This window comes from Pseudomonas sp. R-28-1W-6 (assembly GCF_009799925.1).
GTDB lineage: Bacteria > Pseudomonadota > Gammaproteobacteria > Pseudomonadales > Pseudomonadaceae > Aquipseudomonas.
The window spans coordinates 19,124-33,441 of the sequence record NZ_WELK01000008.1; the positions used below are offsets into that span (position 1 = coordinate 19,124).

General features: G+C 67.5%; 16 protein-coding genes. 10 read left to right on the forward strand and 6 right to left on the reverse strand.

What is annotated here, in order from left to right:
• Positions 1-105: 105 nt before the first annotated feature.
• The 5 genes from F3I62_RS14645 (at position 106) to F3I62_RS14665 (ending at position 6,009) form a co-directional block, all read left to right on the forward strand.
• Positions 106-1,245 carry a homogentisate 1,2-dioxygenase gene (locus F3I62_RS14645; RefSeq protein WP_160490381.1) on the forward strand — a complete coding sequence of 380 codons (1,140 nt, stop codon included), beginning with the start codon at positions 106-108 and terminating at the stop codon, positions 1,243-1,245.
• A complete protein-coding gene (locus F3I62_RS14650) occupies positions 1,245-2,228 on the forward strand; it encodes a fumarylacetoacetate hydrolase family protein (RefSeq protein ID WP_160490382.1) in 984 nt (327 codons plus the stop codon). The genes F3I62_RS14645 and F3I62_RS14650 overlap by 1 nt, the downstream gene beginning before the upstream one ends.
• Positions 2,218-2,877, forward strand: a complete 660-nt coding sequence (gene maiA, locus F3I62_RS14655) for a maleylacetoacetate isomerase (RefSeq protein WP_160490383.1) — start codon at positions 2,218-2,220, stop codon at positions 2,875-2,877. The genes F3I62_RS14650 and maiA overlap by 11 nt, the downstream gene beginning before the upstream one ends.
• Positions 2,878-2,964: 87 nt before the next feature.
• On the forward strand, positions 2,965-4,377 hold the full coding sequence (locus F3I62_RS14660; protein WP_160490384.1) for an amino acid permease: 1,413 nt from the start codon (positions 2,965-2,967) through the stop codon (positions 4,375-4,377).
• A 228-nt stretch (positions 4,378-4,605) separates the two neighbouring features.
• Positions 4,606-6,009, forward strand: a complete 1,404-nt coding sequence (locus F3I62_RS14665) for an amino acid permease (RefSeq protein WP_160490514.1) — start codon at positions 4,606-4,608, stop codon at positions 6,007-6,009.
• Between the two features lie 48 nt (positions 6,010-6,057).
• Here the strand turns inward: F3I62_RS14665 and F3I62_RS14670 are convergent, their stop codons facing one another.
• Positions 6,058-7,101 (reverse strand): metal-dependent hydrolase, encoded by a 1,044-nt coding sequence (locus F3I62_RS14670; RefSeq protein ID WP_160490385.1) that lies wholly within the window; start codon positions 7,099-7,101, stop codon positions 6,058-6,060.
• Between the two features lie 177 nt (positions 7,102-7,278).
• Between F3I62_RS14670 and F3I62_RS14675 the strand changes: the two genes are divergently transcribed.
• The 5 genes from F3I62_RS14675 to F3I62_RS14695 all read left to right on the forward strand — a co-directional run bounded on the left by F3I62_RS14675 (position 7,279) and on the right by F3I62_RS14695 (position 10,134).
• Positions 7,279-7,701, forward strand: a complete 423-nt coding sequence (locus tag F3I62_RS14675) for a YciI family protein (protein ID WP_160490386.1) — start codon at positions 7,279-7,281, stop codon at positions 7,699-7,701.
• Between the two features lie 10 nt (positions 7,702-7,711).
• Positions 7,712-8,128, forward strand: coding sequence for a VOC family protein (locus tag F3I62_RS14680; protein ID WP_160490387.1), 417 nt, complete (start codon positions 7,712-7,714; stop codon positions 8,126-8,128).
• Between the two features lie 103 nt (positions 8,129-8,231).
• Entirely contained in the window at positions 8,232-8,660 is a 429-nt protein-coding gene (locus tag F3I62_RS14685; RefSeq protein WP_160490388.1) for a thioesterase family protein, read from the forward strand.
• A 39-nt stretch (positions 8,661-8,699) separates the two neighbouring features.
• Positions 8,700-9,113, forward strand: coding sequence for an alternative ribosome rescue aminoacyl-tRNA hydrolase ArfB (gene arfB, locus F3I62_RS14690; RefSeq protein WP_160490389.1), 414 nt, complete (start codon positions 8,700-8,702; stop codon positions 9,111-9,113).
• A 46-nt stretch (positions 9,114-9,159) separates the two neighbouring features.
• Complete coding sequence (locus tag F3I62_RS14695; protein WP_160490390.1) at positions 9,160-10,134, forward strand: sensor domain-containing diguanylate cyclase; 975 nt, start codon at positions 9,160-9,162, stop codon at positions 10,132-10,134.
• 112 nt (positions 10,135-10,246) lie between these two features.
• Here F3I62_RS14695 and F3I62_RS14700 read toward each other — a convergent pair whose 3' ends face one another.
• From F3I62_RS14700 to F3I62_RS14720, 5 genes are all read right to left on the reverse strand, one after another.
• Positions 10,247-10,870, reverse strand: a complete 624-nt coding sequence (locus tag F3I62_RS14700; protein WP_160490391.1) for a DUF4157 domain-containing protein — start codon at positions 10,868-10,870, stop codon at positions 10,247-10,249.
• A gap of 175 nt (positions 10,871-11,045) precedes the next feature.
• Positions 11,046-11,813, reverse strand: coding sequence for a phosphonate ABC transporter, permease protein PhnE (gene phnE, locus F3I62_RS14705; protein WP_160490392.1), 768 nt, complete (start codon positions 11,811-11,813; stop codon positions 11,046-11,048).
• Positions 11,810-12,637 carry an ABC transporter permease gene (locus F3I62_RS14710; RefSeq protein ID WP_160490393.1) on the reverse strand — a complete coding sequence of 276 codons (828 nt, stop codon included), beginning with the start codon at positions 12,635-12,637 and terminating at the stop codon, positions 11,810-11,812. The genes phnE and F3I62_RS14710 overlap by 4 nt, the downstream gene beginning before the upstream one ends.
• Positions 12,631-13,428, reverse strand: a complete 798-nt coding sequence (locus tag F3I62_RS14715) for a phosphonate ABC transporter ATP-binding protein (protein ID WP_160490394.1) — start codon at positions 13,426-13,428, stop codon at positions 12,631-12,633. The genes F3I62_RS14710 and F3I62_RS14715 overlap by 7 nt, the downstream gene beginning before the upstream one ends.
• A complete protein-coding gene (locus F3I62_RS14720) occupies positions 13,425-14,276 on the reverse strand; it encodes a putative selenate ABC transporter substrate-binding protein (protein WP_160490395.1) in 852 nt (283 codons plus the stop codon). Before F3I62_RS14720 ends, F3I62_RS14715 begins: the two co-directional genes overlap by 4 nt.
• Between the last annotated feature and the right edge of the window lie 42 nt (positions 14,277-14,318).

Sequence of the window (14,318 nt, forward strand, 5' to 3'; positions counted from 1 at the left end):
TGGATGTCGTTTTTCACATCCACCAGAGAGCACGAGTATTCGGTGGAAAACGCTTCGCGGTTTTACACGGGGTGGCCATCCACCCTACACATCTGGAGCTACGCCATGAGCCGTAACTGGATCAGTTTCCCCCTGCGTGAAGGCGAGTGCTCGCGTCAGGCGCACTGCGACTTCCCGCAGGGCACCTACGAGCGCGAGATGGGCCGCGAGGGCTTCTTCGGCCCGGTCACCCAGCTGCACCACAAGCACCCGCCCACCGGCTGGGTCGACTGGCAGGGGCCGCTGCGCCCGCATGCCTTCAACTTCAACCGCATCGCCAGCGAGCGCGACTGCCCGCTGGAGGCGCCGCTGACCCTGCACAACGCCGACGTCAAGCTGCGCGTGTGGAAGACCCACGGCGCCATGCGCCACCTGGTGCGCAACAGCGACGGCGACGAGCTGCTGTTCGTGCATGATGGCGCCGGGCACTTCTACTGCGACTTCGGCCACCTGCAATACCGCGACGGCGACTACCTGGTGATCCCGCGCGGCACCGCCTGGCGCATCGAACCGACGGCGCCGAGCCACTTCCTGCTGATCGAGAACACCGATGGCGCCTACCAGCTGCCGGACAAGGGCCTGCTCGGCCCGCAGGCGATCTTCGACCCGGCGGTGCTCGACCATCCCAGGCTGGACGCCGCCTTCAAGGCCCAGCAGGACGAAACCCCCTGGCAGATCCGCATCAAGCGGCGCGGCCAGATCAGCACGGTGACCTATCCGTACAACCCGCTGGACGTGGTCGGCTGGCACGGCGACAACACCGTGGTGCGCCTCAACTGGCGCGACATCCGCCCGCTGATGAGCCACCGCTACCACCTGCCGCCGTCGGCGCACACCACCTTCGTCGCCAATGGCTTCGTCGTCTGCACCTTCACCCCGCGGCCGATCGAGTCCGATCCGGGCGCGCTGAAGGTGCCGTTCTTCCACAACAACGACGACTACGACGAGGTGCTGTTCTACCACCGCGGCAACTTCTTCAGCCGCGACAACATCGAGGCCGGGATGGTCACCTTCCACCCCTGCGGCTTCCCCCACGGCCCGCACCCGAAGGCGCTGAAGAAGGCCCAGGAAGACCCGGCGACCTTCGCCGAGGAAGTGGCGGTGATGATCGACACCCGCCGCGCCCTGGAGGTGGCCGAGGCCGCCGCCGGCGTGGACGTCCCCGAATACGTGAACTCCTGGCGTGCGCCGGGCAAGGAATCCTGATGAAACTCGCTTCTCTGAACCAAGGCCGCGACGGCGTGCTCCTCGTCGTTTCCCGCGACCTGACCCGCGCGGTCAAGGTGCCGCAGATCGCCGCCACCCTGCAGGCCGCCCTGGACGACTGGGCGCTGAGCAAGCCCAAGCTGGAGGCGGTCTACCAGCGCCTCAACGACGGCCTGGAGCCGGATGCCTTCTGCTTCGACCAGGCGGCCTGCCACAGCCCACTGCCGCGCGCCTATCACTGGGCCGACGGCAGCGCCTACGTCAACCACGTCGAGCTGGTGCGCAAGGCGCGTGGCGCCGAGATGCCGGAATCCTTCTGGCACGACCCGCTGATGTACCAGGGCGGCGCCGACAGCTTCATCCCGCCGCACAGCCCGATCCGCCTGGCCGACGAGGCCTGGGGCATCGACCTGGAAGCCGAGCTGGCGGTGATCACCGACGACGTGCCGATGGGCGCCAGCGCGGCCGAGGCGGCCGGGCATATCCAGCTGCTGCTGCTGGTCAACGACGTGTCGCTGCGCAACCTGATCCCCGGCGAGCTGGCCAAGGGCTTCGGCTTCTACCAGAGCAAGCCGTCGTCGAGCTTCTCGCCGGTGGCGGTGACCCCGGACGAGCTGGGCGACGCCTGGAAGGACGGCAAGGTCCACCGCCCGCTGGTCTCGCACATCAACGGCGCGCTGTTCGGCCAGCCGGATGCCGGCACCGACATGACCTTCAACTTCCCGACCCTGGTCGCCCATGCCGCCAAGACCCGCCCGCTGGGCAGCGGCAGCATCATCGGCTCGGGCACCGTGTCGAACTACGACCGCAGCGCCGGCTCGTCCTGCCTGGCGGAAAAACGCATGCTGGAGATCGTCGAGAGCGGAGAAGCAAAAACGCCGTTCCTCAAGTTCGGCGACCGCGTGCGCATCGAGATGTTCGACGCCGCCGGCCACAGCATCTTCGGCGCCATCGACCAGGCGGTGGAGCGCTATGAGCACTGAGCTGACGCTCTACGGCTACTGGCGTTCCAGCGCCGCCTACCGGGTGCGCATCGCCTTGGGCCTCAAGGGCCTGGCCTATCGGCAGGTGCCGGTGCACTTGGTCAAGGACGGCGGCCAGCAGCACGGCGCCGACTACCTGGCGCTCAACCCGCAGGGCCTGGTGCCGCTGCTGGTAGACGCCGGCAATGGCGGGGTGCGCATCGCCCAGTCGCTGGCCATCCTCGAATACCTCGACGAGGTGTTCCCGGTGCCGGCGCTGCTGCCGGCCGACCCGGCCCTGCGCGCCCAGGTGCGCGCCCTGGCCCTGCATATCGCCTGCGACATCCACCCGCTGAACAACCTGCGCGTGCTGCAGTACCTGTCCAGCGAACTGGGCGCCAGCGACGAGGCGAAGAATGCCTGGTACCGCCACTGGGTCGACAGCGGTCTGGCGGCGGTGGAGCAGGGCCTGGCCGTGTTCGACGGGCGTCTGTCGCTGGGCGAACGCCCCGGCTACCTGGAAGCCTGCCTGATCCCGCAGCTGTACAACGCACGGCGCTTCGCCTGTGACCTCAGCGGCTATCCGCGCATCCTTGCTATCGCGGCACGCTGCGAAGCCCTGGAGGCGTTCAAGAACGCCGCACCGGAGGTGCAGCCCGACGCGCAATAAGGTCCACCCACCTTGCCTAGCTCCGCCGTGCCACAAGCGCGGCGGGTTCGATCCCCGTCACAGACAAAAACAAAAGGTGACGTAACGATGACTGACCACAAGTCCTCGGGCACGCTGCAGCGCGGCCTGAAGAATCGCCACATCCAGCTGATCGCCCTCGGCGGCGCCATCGGCACCGGGCTGTTCCTCGGCTCCGCCGGGGTACTCAAGTCCGCCGGGCCGTCGATGATCCTCGGCTATGCCATCTGCGGCTTCATCGCCTTCCTGATCATGCGCCAGCTCGGCGAGATGATCGTCGAGGAGCCGGTCGCCGGCTCCTTCAGCCACTTCGCGCACAAGTACTGGGGCGGTTTCGCCGGTTTCCTGTCGGGCTGGAACTGCTGGGTGCTGTACATCCTGGTGGGCATGTCGGAGCTGACCGCGGTCGGCAAGTACATCCACTTCTGGTGGCCGGAGGTGCCGACCTGGGCCACCGCGGCGGTGTTCTTCCTGGTGGTCAATGCGGTCAACCTGGCCAACGTCAAGCTGTTCGGCGAGGCCGAGTTCTGGTTCGCGATGATCAAGGTGGTGGCCATCGTCGGCATGATCGTGCTCGGTTGCTGGCTGCTGTTCAGCGGCTCCGGCGGCGAGCAGGCGACCGTGGCCAACCTGTGGAGCCATGGCGGCTTCTTCCCCAACGGCGTCGGCGGCCTGGTGATGGCCATGGCCTTCATCATGTTCAGTTTCGGCGGCCTGGAGATGCTCGGTTTCACCGCGGCGGAAGCCCAGAAGCCGAAGCAGGTGATCCCCAAGGCGATCAACCAGGTGATCTGGCGCATCCTGATCTTCTACGTCGGCGCCCTGCTGGTGCTGCTCTCGCTGAGTCCCTGGGATGCCCTGCTGCAGAGCATCAGCAGCGCCGGCGACCCCTACAGCGGCAGCCCGTTCGTGAAGATCTTCGCCCTGATCGGTAGCGATACCGCGGCGCATATCCTCAACTTCGTGGTGCTCACCGCCGCGCTGTCGGTTTACAACAGCGGCACCTACTGCAACGGCCGCATGCTGGTGGGCCTGGCCGAGCAGGGCGATGCGCCCAGGGCGCTGGCCAAGGTCGACAAGCGTGGCGTGCCGGTGCGCGCCCTGGTGGTCTCGGCGCTGGTCACCGTGCTGGCCGTGCTGGTCAACTACCTGATGCCGCACAATGCTCTGGAGCTGCTGATGTCGCTGGTGGTGGCGGCGCTGGTGATCAACTGGGCGATGATCAGCTACTCGCACCTGAAGTTCCGTCGCCACCAGGATGGCCAGGGCGTGCGCAGCAGTTTCCGCGCCTTCTGGTTCCCCTTCGGCAACTACCTGTGCCTGGCCTTCGTGCTGTTCATCCTCGGCGTGATGCTGCTGATCCCGGGCATCCAGGTGTCGGTCTACGCCATCCCGGTATGGCTGCTGCTGATGTGGGGCTGCTACCGGCTGAAGCTGGCCAGGCAGGCCGCGCCGGCCGCGGGCACCTACGAGGCCGCTTGACCCGTAGGGTGCGCAACCGGGCCGCCGTCGCCCGGCTGGCCGGGGAATTGCCGGGCTGTATATACTGCCCGGCGTTTCCGTGACTGGATGCCGCCCTGGCATCCCCAGGCCAATAGCCGCGAGCATTCCGCAGGATCACGAGTCCCGTGGGTTTCCGTCACGGAATTGACCGACAGGTGAGCCCATGCCACGCATTCGTCCTTCCCGTTTCCCGTTCCGGAGCGCCCGCTGATGTCCGAACATCTGCACACCGGCCCGCTCAAGCGCGGCCTGAAAAATCGCCATATCCAGCTGATCGCCCTCGGCGGCGCCATCGGCACCGGCCTGTTCCTCGGCTCCGCCGGGGTGCTGCAGAGCGCCGGGCCGTCGATGATCCTCGGCTATGCCATCGGCGGTTTCATCGCCTTCCTGATCATGCGCCAGCTCGGTGAGATGATCGTCGAGGAGCCGGTGGCCGGTTCCTTCAGCCACTTCGCCCACAGCTACTGGGGGCCGTTCGCCGGCTTCCTCTCGGGCTGGAACTACTGGGTGCTCTACGTGCTGGTGGGCATGGCCGAGCTCACCGCGGTGGGCAAGTACGTGCAGTACTGGTACCCGGGGATCCCCACCTGGGCCACGGCGGCGGCGTTCTTCGTGCTGATCAACGCGATCAACCTGGTCAACGTCAAGGCCTTCGGCGAGACCGAGTTCTGGTTCGCCATCATCAAGGTGGCGGCGATCATCGGCATGATCGTCCTCGGTTGCTACCTGCTGATCAGTGGCGCCGGCGGCGAGCAGGCCAGCATCACTAACCTGTGGAGCCACGGCGGTTTCTTCCCCAATGGCATCAGCGGCCTGGTGATGATGATGGCGATCATCATGTTCAGCTTCGGCGGCCTGGAGCTGGTCGGCATCACCGCCGCCGAAGCGGACCAGCCGAAGACGGTGATCCCCAAGGCGATCAACCAGGTGGTCTACCGCATCCTGATCTTCTACATCGGCGCGCTGACCGTGCTGCTCTCGCTGTACCCCTGGGACAGCCTGGTACAGACCCTCACCGCCGGTGGCGATGCCTACGGCAGCAGCCCCTTCGTGCAGATCTTCTCGCTGATCGGCAGCGACACCGCCGCGCATATCCTCAACTTCGTGGTGCTCACCGCCGCGCTGTCGGTCTACAACAGTGGCGTGTACTGCAACAGCCGCATGCTCTACGGCCTGGCCGAGCAGGGCGATGCGCCGAAGGCGCTGATGAAGGTCAACGGGCGCGGCGTGCCGGTGCTGGCCATCGGTGTTTCGGCGGCGGTGACCCTGCTCTGCGTGGTGGTCAACTACCTGGCGCCGAAGGGCGCGCTGGAGCTGCTGATGTCGCTGGTGGTGGCGTCCCTGGTGATCAACTGGGCGATGATCAGCCTGACCCACATCAAGTTCCGCAAGGCCATGCAGGCCAGGGGCGTGGCGCCGAGCTTCAAGGCCTTCTGGTTCCCGCTGAGCAACTACATCTGCCTGGCCTTCGTGCTGTTCATCCTCGGCGTGATGCTGCTGATTCCGGGCATTCAGATGTCGGTGTACGCGATGCCGGTGTGGGTGCTGTTCATCTGGGTCTGCTACCGCCTCAAGCTGGCGACTGGCGCCGCGGTACCCGGTCGGGGCTGAGCGCCACGTACGTGAAGAAGCCCGGCCCAGGCCGGGCTTTTTCATGCCTCAGGGTTTCTCGTTCAGGGCCTCGGCCCAGCTCAGCAACTGCACCGGCTCGCGCTCGTCCCAGATGCGTTGCCAGAGCACCAGCAGGCGCGCCGGCTCGCCCCGGCTGAAGGGCAGGCGCTCGACCCGGGCCAGCGGCTGCCAGCGGCCGTCGCGCTGTTCGGCGAAGATGAAGCGGAACGGGTGGTAGCCGGTCATGCCCAGGCGCAGGTCGGTGACGACCAGCTGCTCGCCGATCCGGTCGTAGCGCAGCACGCCATGGGTAAACCAGGCCAGCCGCGCATGCTGCGGCGAGTGCTGCAGCACCTCGGCCAGGGCCGTGCCGCGGGGGATGCGTTCCAGCCGCGGCGGCGCAGCGTCGAGCCAGCCGACCAGGGCTTCGTGGTAGTCCTCGCCGTCCAGCACTATGACCCGCCAGAGCAGGCTGTTGAACGGCGTGGGGGTGCTGAACAGCTGTTCGGCCTGGATGCCGCGCTGGGCCAGGACCTGCTCGACCTTGTGCTCGGCCATGGCCTTGCCGCCCAGGCTGAAGGCCAGGTACAGGCTGGACAGGCCCAGGGCGCAGAGCGCCAGCCACTGCGGGCGCTCACGCAGGCCGCGCAGCAGGCCGGCAAGCACCGCCACCAGCAGCGGCAGGGTATACAGCGGGTCGATGATGAACACCGAGGACCAGGCCACCGGCGGCGTGGCCAGGGGCCAGAGCAGTTGGGTGCCGTAGCTGGTGAAGGCGTCCAGCAGCGGGTGGGTGATCAATACCAGCCACACGGCGAGGAACAGCCGGCGCGTCGAATAGCCGGGGTCGGGTCGCAGGCGCCTGGCAATCAGGGTGATGAACAGGGCCAGGGCGCTGAGCACCAGCAGCGAGTGGCTGAAGCCGCGGTGGTAGGTCATGTCGGCCACCGCGTCGCCGTAGTCGATCAGCACGTCGAGATCGGGCAGGGTGCCGAGCATGGCGCCATACAGCAGGGCGCGGCGGCCCTGCCAGCGGCCGAGCAGGGCGCCCTGGATGCTGGCACCGAGTACCGCCTGGGTGATCGAGTCCATGCTGTTAGCCCCGAGAAATAAATCACACGCTTAACTTAGCGCCGAGGCGGCGGCCTGACAGCGCAGAAATTCCGACTAAAAATTTCAGGGCGCTGTCGATTTCGCACCGCGCGCTTCGACCATTGGCAGGAACCGCCGATGTGCAGCGGTCTTTATCCGACGAAAAGGAGAGCAACGATGCGATTCATGGTGATAGTCAAGGCCACTGCCGATTCGGAAGCCGGGGTGATGCCCAGCGAGGAACTGCTGACGGCCATGGGCCGATACAACGAGGAACTGGTCAAGGCCGGGGTGATGCTGGCCGGTGAGGGCCTGCATCCCAGCGCCAGGGGCGCGCGGGTGCGCTTTTCCGGCAGCCAGCGCAGCGTGGTCGACGGCCCGTTCGTCGAGACCAAGGAGCTGATCGCCGGCTTCTGGCTGTGGGAAGTGGCGTCGTTGCAGGAATGCATCGACTGGGTCAAGCGCTGCCCCAACCCGATGCCGGGCGATTCGGAGATCGAGATCCGGCAGATCTTCGAGGCCGAGGACTTCGGCGCCGAGTTCACCCCCGAGCTGCGCGAGCAGGAAGAACGCCTGCGCGCGCAACTGAGCAAGGACTGAGGAGAACATCATGAAAATCCATGCCTACCTGATCTTCGACGGCCAGTGCGCCGAGGCCTTCAAGTTCTACGCCGAGCAGCTGGGCGGCCAGCTGCAGGTGCTGCCGTTCGCCGACCACCCGGAATGCGGCGAGATGCCGCCCGAGCAGCGCGAGCGCACTCTGCACGCCTGCCTGAGCCGGGACGGCGAGCTGCTAATGGGCTCCGACACCATGCCGGGCCAGCCCTACGAGGGCATCAAGGGCTGCCACGTCTCCCTGCAGGTGGACAGCATCAAGGAGGCCGAGCGCCTGTTCGCCGGGCTGTCCGCCGGTGGCCAGGTGCAGATGCCATTGCAGCGCACTTTCTGGGCCGAGGGCTTCGCCATGCTCAGTGACCGTTTCGGCGTGCCCTGGATGATCAACTGCAGCGGCGACTGCCAGTCCTGAGACGCGGCGGGTCGTCTGCGCTGCTTTTTTGCGCCGCATCTGCTGCTTTCGCCAGGAGATTACGGCGCCTAGGCTTGTTCCAGCCACCACGAGGAGCCGCGCCATGACCCGCTTCGATTTCCAGGTGACCTGGGCCGACCTGGACTCCAACGCCCACCTGAAGAACTCGCGCTACCAGGACTACGCTGCGCAGGCCCGCTTCCTGTTCCTGGCCGGCGCCGGCTTCACTCCGCAGGCCTTTGCCGAGGCGAGGATCGGCCCGGTGGTGTTCGGGGACCGTATCGAATACCGCAAGGAGCTGCGCCTGCTGCAGCCCTTCAGCGTGTCGGTACAGGTCGGTGCGCTGTCCGAGGACGGCAGCAAGTTCACCATGCTCAGCGAGGTGAACAACGCCAAGGGCGAGCTGTGCGCCCGGCTGACCACCAGCGGCGCCTGGTTCAGCCTGGAGACGCGCCGCGTCAGCGTGCCGCCGCCGGCGCTCAAGGCGGCCATGGAAGCGGCCGAGCGCAGCGAGGATTTTCGCTGGCTTTGACGCTATGCTGGGCGCCCATCCCTCGCGGCGCCCGCTGCCATGCTGGTCATTTCCAACTCCGTTCACCTGCCCGACGACGAAGTCGAGCTGACCGCCATCCGCGCCCAGGGCGCCGGCGGGCAGAACGTCAACAAGGTGTCCAGCGCCGTGCACCTGCGTTTCGACAGCCAGGCCTCGTCGCTGCCGCCGTTCTACAAGGAACGCCTGCTGCAGCTGCGCGACAGCCGCATCACCTTAGAGGGCGTGGTGATCATCAAGGCCCAGCAGTACCGCACCCAGGAGCAAAACCGCGCCGATGCCCTGGAACGCCTGGCCGAGCTGATCCGCAGCGCCGGCAAGAGCGAGAAGGCGCGGCGCCCGACCAAGCCGACCCTGGGCTCGAAGAAGCGCCGCCTGGAAGGCAAGAGCAAGCGCGGGGCGATCAAGGCCGGGCGCGGCAAGGTGGACTTCTGAGGCGACCCGGCATAGTTTCTGCGGCATAACCTCGAGGAACCCAGTCATGCTCGACCCCATCTCGCCCGCCGCAGCGGATCACGCCGTGTACAAGACCCTGCTGGAGTCGACCAAGGCGATCCCCTGGAAGATCGACTGGAAGAGCATGACTTTCGCCTACATCGGCCCGCAGATCGAGCCGTTGCTGGGCTGGACGCAGCAGAGCTGGATCAGCGCCAACGACTGGGCCGAACGCATCCATGAAGAGGATCGCGAGCGGGTGGTGAACTTCTGCATCGCCCAGTCGCAGTGCGGCATCGACCACGAGGCCGACTACCGGGCGTTGACCAAAAATGGCGACTACGTGTGGATCCGCGACGTGGTGCACGTGATGCGTGACGCCAACGGCGAGACCGAGGCGCTGGTCGGCTTCATGTTCGACATCAGCGAGCGCAAGAAGACCGAGGAGCAACTGCTGGCTTTGCAGCAGCAGCTGGAGGAGTACTCCTACAAGGACGGCCTGACCGGTATCAACAATCGGCGCATGTTCGACTCGATCCTCGACATCGAATGGGGCAACGCCCAGCGTACCCGCCGGCCGCTGTCGCTGATCCTGCTGGATATCGACTTCTTCAAGCAGTTCAACGACCACTACGGGCATATCCGCGGCGACGACTGTCTCAGGCGCATCGGCCAGGCGCTGCAGGGCGCGGCGGCGCGCCCGCGCGACTGCGTGGCGCGCTTCGGTGGCGAGGAGTTCGTGCTGGTGCTGCCGGAGACCGACGGCGAGTCGGCGCAGAAGATCGCCGAGCGCTGCCGCAAGCTGGTGCGCAAGGAACAGATCAGTCACGAACAGTCCAACGTGGCGCAGCTGGTGACCGTCAGCCTGGGCGTCGGCACCATCATTCCGCAGGCGCATGACACGCCGCTGGCCTTTATCGAGGCGGTGGATCGTCTGCTCTACCAGGCCAAGCGGCAGGGCCGCGACCGCCTGCAGTATGGCCACTGCGGTGGCAGCGAAGCGGACGCCTGCCAGGCCTGAGCCCTTCAAGCATTGCCGCCAATTCGTGGCATTTGGCACGGTCTCGTAGGGTGCGCCGTGCGCACCTGGGCCGCACCGGGCGTGTTGATGCGCACGGCGCACCCTACATACGTCAGTCCGTACGCGCCGGCCCGCTCTGCGCCACCTGGGCGCGCAGGGCGCGGGCGACCTCGGTCTGCAGCTTGTAGGCCGGCGCCTCGATGGCGTCGTGGTCGCGGGTGTAGCGGGTGGCGAACTCGCGCACGCCCCATTGCTGGTACTGCTGCACGTGCAGCAGCTCGTGGGCCCACAGCGCGACGTTGTCCTGCGCGTCTGCGGCGTTACGGAAGACGATGATGTCGATCAGCGTCACCGCCTGCACATCGGGGTTCTGCAGCAGGGTATTGGCGGCGCTCAACGTTTCGCCGTCACCGACCTTGTAGCGTGCCGCGTCGAGTACGCCGATGTCGTAGTAGGGCTCCAGCTGGGCGCGGACATGCAGAGGAATGGGCAGGGTACCGCCGGCCGCCGCAGTCTCGCGTGACTGCAGCAGCCACTGCTCCAGCCCGGAGGCGGCCATCTGGCTGACGTCCTGGTAAATCACGTCGATGTCCGCCTGGCTGATCGGCGCACAGAAACACACCACCGCACAGACCTGCTGCTGCCCACTGGGGCAGGCCAGCACCGAGGCGGCCAGGCCGAGTCCACCCAACAGAGCAGTCAGGCGAAAGGTGCGACGTGAAAAGACGGCAGGCAAGGGGATCTCCTGAAAGCAATGATGACCGGCCGGCGCTGTATGCCGCAGTGCCGTGCGGGGGTTGGACAGTAGCTGCAGGCTTTGGTGCCAATTGCAGGGGCCGTAGGGTGCGCCGTGCGCACCGGGCCCGCACAAGGGTTGGTTGGTGCGCACGGCGCCCCCTACGGCCAAGTGCTCAGGCCCTGACCCAGCGCTGGCGGGTCCAGCCGCTCAGGGCATCGACGCCGAACACCAGCACCAGCATGGCCAGGATCACCGTGCTGGCCTGCGCCTCCTGGAACAGGCTGAGGCTGACATAGAGCATCTGCCCCAGCCCGCCGGCACCGACGAAGCCGAGCACGCTGGCCATGCGGATATTGTTTTCCCAGCGGTACAGGCAGTAGGCCAGCAGCTGTGGCCACAGGTTGGGCAGGGTGCCGTAGCAGAACGCCGCGACCTGGCTGCCGCCCTGCAGGCGAATGGCTGCGGCCGGCGCGGTCGGGGTGTTCTCCAGCGCCTCGGCGAACAGGCGGCCGAGCACCCCGGCGGTGTGCAGGGCCAGGGCCAGGGTGCCGGCATTCGGGCCCAGCCCTGCAGCCAGCACCATCAGCGCCGCCCACACCAGTTCGGGAATCGCGCGCAGGGCATTGAGCAGCAGCCGTGCGGCGCTCTGCAGCGGCCAGCCGAAGCGCCCGGCCGCCGGCAGCGCCAGGAGCAGGCCGAACACCGCGGCCAGCAAGGTGCCGAGGGCCGACATGGCCAGGGTTTCCACGGCGCCACGGCCGATGGCCGCCAGGTGCCCGGGGCTCAGGTCCGGGCTGAGGAAGCGCCGCACGTAGCCGGCCATCTGGCCCAGGCTGTCGCCACTGGTCAGCGCGCCCAGGTCGATACCCAGGTAGGCGAACGAGGCGATCACCGCCGCAGCGATGCCGAGCAGCAGCAACAGGTTGACCAGCCGCTTCATGCCAGCCTCCCGCGCAGCAGGCGGCTGAGCAGGTCGGCCAGCAGCACCAGCAGGAGGAAGGTCAGCAGCATGCTGGCCACCTCACCGCCGGCGAACATGCGCATCGACAGATCGATCTGCTGGCCCAGGCCGCCGGCGCCGACGAAGCCCATCACCACCGAGGCGCGGATCGCGCATTCCCAGCGGTACACGGTGTAGGAGGTCAGCTCGGCGGCGGCATTCGGCAGGATGCCGTAGACGAAGGCGGCTAGGCGGCCGCTGCCGGCCTGCAGCAGGGCGTGGGCCGGGCGCTGGTCGACCGACTCGAAGATTTCCGCAAAGACCTTGCCGAGCATGCCGCTGTAGGTGATGGCGATGGCCAGCACCCCGGCGGTGGGCCCGAGGCCCACGGCGCGGACGAACAGCAGGGCCCAGACGATTTCCGGCACGCTGCGCAGGAAGATCAGCAGGCCGCGTACCGGCCAGCGCAGCCACTGCGCCAGCGGTTTGGGCCGGCCGCCACGGGACGCGGCCGATAGTGACAGCGCGCGGCTGGCCAGCAGGCTGGCCGGAACCGCCAGCAGCAGCGCCAGGGCCATGCCGGCGGTGGCAATGGCGAGGGTCTGCAGGGTGGCGTCCAGCAGCAGCCGGAGGAACTCCGGGGCATGCGCCGGCGGCCAGAAGGCGGCGACGAAGCGGCCCATCTCGCTCTGGCTGTCGGCCTGCAGCAGCACGCCCAGGTCCAGCTCGCTGAGCTGGATACCCGGCCACAGCAGGGCCAGCGCCAGCAGCGTGAGCAGCAGGCGGGGCAGGGCGGCCGGGTCGCGGGTGGCGCGGCTTAGCATCGCGGGATCTGCAGGCTCAGGGTCACGCGGGGCGCGGGCGGCGAGAGCAGCTGCTCGTTGGCATACAGGGCGTCGAGCTGCGCCTGGTCGACTTCGCCGGCGGGGCGGTCGAACAGGATCTGCCCGTCGCGCAGGCCGATGACCCGCGGGAAGTGCACCAGGGCCAGCTCCACCGCATGCAGGCTGGCGACCAGGGTCGTGCCATGCTGTTCGGCATGCCGGCACAGCACGCTCAGCGTGTGTTCGGCCAGCACCGGGTCCATGGCCGAGACCGGCTCGTCGGCCAGCAGCACTTCAGGCGCCTGGTACAGTGCGCGGGCGATGCCGACCCGCTGCAACTGGCCGCCGGACAGCTGCTGGCACTGGGCGAACAGCTTGTCGGCCAAATCCAGCTTGGCCAGCTCGCGGCGTGCGCCGGGAATATCCACGGGGTGCAGCAGGTTCAGCAGGCTTTTGCCCAGGCCCCACAGGCCGAGCTTGCCGGCCAGTACGGCGGTCACCACCCGCTGGCGCGCCGGCAACGGCGGGGCCTGATGCACCAGGCCGATGCGTGCGCGCAGGCGCTGACGCAGGCGGCCGGACAGCTGCCAGGGCTGCTCGCCGAGCACCTGCACCTCGCCGCTGCTGGGCTGCAGGGCGGTGGCCAGCAGGTTGAGCAGGCTCGACTTGCCAGCACCGGACGGGCCGATGATGGCGACCCGCTCGCCGGCGGCGATGTGCAGGTCCACGCCGCGCAGGGCGTGGACGCCGTTGCCGTGGCTGAGACGGGCGCCGGACAGGCGCAGGGTCATTTCAGCAGGTCGGCGGCGCGGGCGGCGTCCTCGATGCCCTTGTAGTTTGCAGGCGACGTCTCGATGAAGCGGCTGGCGGCCTGCAGGTCGAGGATCACCTTGTGCTCCGGGTTGGCCGGGTCGAGGGCGAGGAAGGCGGCCTTGATCTTCGCGGTCAGGGCCGGGTCGAGGCTGCCGCGCACGGTCCAGTTGTAGTCGTAGTAGGTCGGGGTGGTGGCGAAGACCTTGACCTTGCTGGTGTCGACCTTGCCGGCGGCGACCAGCTTGTCCCACACGCTGGCGTTGAGCACGCCGCCATCGACCTTGCCGGCCTGGACCCAGGCGGCGGTGGCGTCATGGGCGCCGGAGTAGCCGACGCGGCTGAAGAAGGTTTCCGGCTTGATCCCGTCCTGCAGCATGAAATAGCGCGGCATCAGGCTGCCGGAGGTGGAGGACACCGAACCGAAGGCGAAGGTCTTGCCCTTGAGGTCGGCCAGGGATTTCACGCTGGCGTCGGCGGTGATGAACTTGCTGGTGAACTGGGCATCCTGCTCGCGCTGTACCAGCGGGATGGCGTTGCCGGTCTTCAGGCGCACCTGGACGAAGGTGAAACCGCCGAGCCAGGCCAGGTCCAGACGGTCGGTGGCCAGGGCCTCGACCACTGCCGGGTAGTCGGCGACCGGGACGAACTCGACCTTCATGCCCAGCTGTTGCTCCAGGTAGGCGCCCAGCGGCTTGAACTTGCGCAGCAGTTCGGTCGGCGCTTCGTCGGGAATGGCCGAGACGCGCAGCACGTCGGCGGCCTGGGTCAGGCTGGCGGACAGGGACAGGGCAAAGCCGGCGGCGAGCGCCAGGGTACGCTTGAGCATGAAAATTCTCCGGTTCAATAGCGGAAAAGGTTCAAAACGCCA

Bases quoted from the DNA above. Each gene is read 5' to 3' on its own strand.
- arfB (WP_160490389.1), top strand. From the start codon at position 8,700: ATGCTGGTCATTTCCAACTCCGTTCACCTGCCCGACGACGAAGTCGAG.
- F3I62_RS14645 (WP_160490381.1), top strand. From the start codon at position 106: ATGAGCCGTAACTGGATCAGTTTCCCCCTGCGTGAAGGCGAGTGCTCG.
- F3I62_RS14710 (WP_160490393.1), bottom strand. From the start codon at position 12,637: ATGCTAAGCCGCGCCACCCGCGACCCGGCCGCCCTGCCCCGCCTGCTG.
- F3I62_RS14720 (WP_160490395.1), bottom strand. From the start codon at position 14,276: ATGCTCAAGCGTACCCTGGCGCTCGCCGCCGGCTTTGCCCTGTCCCTG.
- F3I62_RS14660 (WP_160490384.1), top strand. From the start codon at position 2,965: ATGACTGACCACAAGTCCTCGGGCACGCTGCAGCGCGGCCTGAAGAAT.
- F3I62_RS14650 (WP_160490382.1), top strand. From the start codon at position 1,245: ATGAAACTCGCTTCTCTGAACCAAGGCCGCGACGGCGTGCTCCTCGTC.
- F3I62_RS14670 (WP_160490385.1), bottom strand. From the start codon at position 7,101: ATGGACTCGATCACCCAGGCGGTACTCGGTGCCAGCATCCAGGGCGCC.
- maiA (WP_160490383.1), top strand. From the start codon at position 2,218: ATGAGCACTGAGCTGACGCTCTACGGCTACTGGCGTTCCAGCGCCGCC.
- F3I62_RS14715 (WP_160490394.1), bottom strand. From the start codon at position 13,428: ATGACCCTGCGCCTGTCCGGCGCCCGTCTCAGCCACGGCAACGGCGTC.
- phnE (WP_160490392.1), bottom strand. From the start codon at position 11,813: ATGAAGCGGCTGGTCAACCTGTTGCTGCTGCTCGGCATCGCTGCGGCG.
- F3I62_RS14680 (WP_160490387.1), top strand. From the start codon at position 7,712: ATGAAAATCCATGCCTACCTGATCTTCGACGGCCAGTGCGCCGAGGCC.
- F3I62_RS14695 (WP_160490390.1), top strand. From the start codon at position 9,160: ATGCTCGACCCCATCTCGCCCGCCGCAGCGGATCACGCCGTGTACAAG.
- F3I62_RS14685 (WP_160490388.1), top strand. From the start codon at position 8,232: ATGACCCGCTTCGATTTCCAGGTGACCTGGGCCGACCTGGACTCCAAC.
- F3I62_RS14675 (WP_160490386.1), top strand. From the start codon at position 7,279: ATGCGATTCATGGTGATAGTCAAGGCCACTGCCGATTCGGAAGCCGGG.